The following is a 2,234-nucleotide window of genomic DNA, read 5'->3' on the forward strand; positions in this document are numbered from 1 at the left end:
GAGGAGGCTCGACCGCTTGGCTCGGCATATTCCAGGGATGAGCGGCCTGCGGTTTTTCAGCCGGGTGTTCGCCACGACCGGCCGGATCGGCGCCGTTGGCCGAGGCAGGCGCCGCAGCCGGCCCGAACCCGACATCGTCATCGAAGTCGGCCGGTTTGGGCGCCGGCTCCGCCGCCCTGTCGCGGGACGGCATCTCGTCGAAACCGAACGGATCCGACCGGCCGGGCGCCTCGGCATCGCTGGATTCCGGCGTCGCCACCGGATCGAGGCTGAACGGGTCGTCGAAGGCAGGCGAACTGCGCCGGTTCGAAGCACGATCATAAGCGCCGGGCGCAGGCTGTTCGAACGGGTCTGGCAGATCGGCCGGACGCGGCCGCCGCGGCTCTTCCTCGACCTTGGCCGAAAAGAAATCGTCGCCGCCGATGCTGGGTGAAGGCCGCGGCTGCGGTGGCGCCCATGCGGGGGTGGACTGGTTGGCGACCCGACCGACCGACGTCTGGCTCGCGTTTGGCTGAACCTCGACATACAGAACGTAGTCGCCCAACCTCAGCCGCATGCCGCTCTGCAGCCGCGTCGACCTGCCGGTGCCGAGCGGGCTGTCGGAATCGTCGATGAACAGCCCGCTGCTCGAGGTGTCGGTCACGAAGTAGCCGTCGCGGCCGCCGCTGATCTTGCAATGCGCGCGCGAGACGAACATGTCGGGGTCGTCGATCTGCCAGCCAGCATCGGCGCTGCGGCCGATCACCAGTTCGCCTTCGTCCAGCCGGGTCTGTCTCACCACCTGGGAGCGTGGGCCCTGTTCGAGCGTCAGCAGCAGGCTCATCAGGCCACCTCCGCCATTTCCGGCCGCCAGCCGACGATGGTGCGCAGCTTGAAATCGTCGGCGTCGCCCCTCTCGGCGGGGCGCGCAAGCCAGGAGGTTCGGCCGAGCTGGACGGTTCCGATACGGGGCGGCGGCACGGCGTCGCGCGCAAGCACAATGCGTAAATCGACATCCAGCGCTTCCCCGATCATGTCGCGGACCGCTTTCTTGAAGACGGCGAGGCGCCGTTCGCCGGGCAGGAATGACTTGAAGTCGTCGAGGCTGAGCGGGCCGACGCGCAATTCGATCCGGCTCTGGCGGCTGAAAACGCGCGGGCCGATCGTGGCTCCGCGGCCGAGCGCCGCATAGGCCTTGCCAACGCGGCTCTGCAGCGCCGCCGGTATGGTGATCCAGGCGGCGACGAATTCCTTGATCTGAACCGGCACCTTGAAGGCCGTGGCGAGGAACAGCGTCAGCCGCTCCGCGCCGTCGACCTGGTTGGCGAGCGATCCCGCCTGGCGCAGCCGAACCGTGTCGAGCTCAGGATCTTGGGTGCCCGGAAGCCCGATCCCCGCCATGGCTTCGAGCATGGCGCGGACGCGTCCGCCGACCGAACGTTCGACCTGGACCGCTGGATGCGCGTCCGCCCAGGCCCGATAGTAGAGCGCTATCATCCGGTGTTGGAGGATGTTGACGAAATCGACGAAGGTCGTGTCGCTGGTCTGCTCCGCGTCGGCGCCGGTGAACCAGCGTTGCGACAGCCGGTCGAGCACCCAGCGCGTCAGATGCAGCGGCAGGGGTCCTTCAGGCCCGAGCAGACCGAGATTGGCGACGGTCACCCGCGCCGGCGCCTTTTCGCCAGCCTCCTGGAATTTGACCACGTCCCTGGCTGAAAAGCTCAGGCGCACATGCTGGCCGAGCCGGGCCGGCTCGCGATTGGCCTGGCCGGAATAGCCGAACAGCCCGCCTTTCTGCTCCAGCCGGCGCAGCAGCTCGAAGAAGTCGAAGCCCTCCGACAGCGCCTCGGTCCCGCTCGGGCCCGTTGCGTTGGGAGCGGACCTGCCTAGATCAGGTAGCGATTGCCGGGCGTCATCGGCCATGGCACATCCTCCTGCTTCTGCAACAGCCGCGTGCGCGTCCGCACGAAGCCGTTTATTCCGGCGTGGCGGGCAAACAGCCGCGCAAGCAGGGCCGAAAGCAGCAGCGTGCTTTGCCCCGCCAGCACCGACTGGTCGACATGCAGCGTCACCTCCGTGCCCCGTCCGAAGCACATCGGCCCGTCGATCTTGAGCCGCTCGATGACCGGGCGCGAGTCGATGCGGGTGATCGAATGCACGTTGCGGGCAAGGCTCGGATCGCCGCGGTCGGCATAAAGATCGAGCAGCGCATGCAAAGGGTCAACCCCGCGGCCTTCCTTGGCGAGGCTCAGGAA

At 67.9% G+C, this 2,234-nt stretch carries 3 protein-coding genes; all 3 read right to left on the bottom strand.

Annotated elements, in window-relative coordinates:
- A partial coding sequence (locus EOA38_RS34220) for an FHA domain-containing protein (RefSeq protein ID WP_127301299.1) occupies positions 1 to 823 on the bottom strand: 823 nt, incomplete at its 3' end.
- Complete coding sequence (tssG, locus tag EOA38_RS34225) at positions 823 to 1,902, bottom strand: type VI secretion system baseplate subunit TssG (RefSeq protein WP_127301300.1); 1,080 nt, start codon at positions 1,900 to 1,902, stop codon at positions 823 to 825. The genes tssG and EOA38_RS34220, both read right to left, overlap by 1 nt.
- The coding region (locus tag EOA38_RS34230; protein WP_189435112.1) for a type VI secretion system baseplate subunit TssF at positions 1,866 to 2,234 on the bottom strand (369 nt) is incomplete at its 5' end. The genes EOA38_RS34230 and tssG, both read right to left, overlap by 37 nt.

Source organism: Mesorhizobium sp. M1E.F.Ca.ET.041.01.1.1, from assembly GCF_003997355.1.
Classification (GTDB): Bacteria; Pseudomonadota; Alphaproteobacteria; order Rhizobiales; family Rhizobiaceae; genus Mesorhizobium.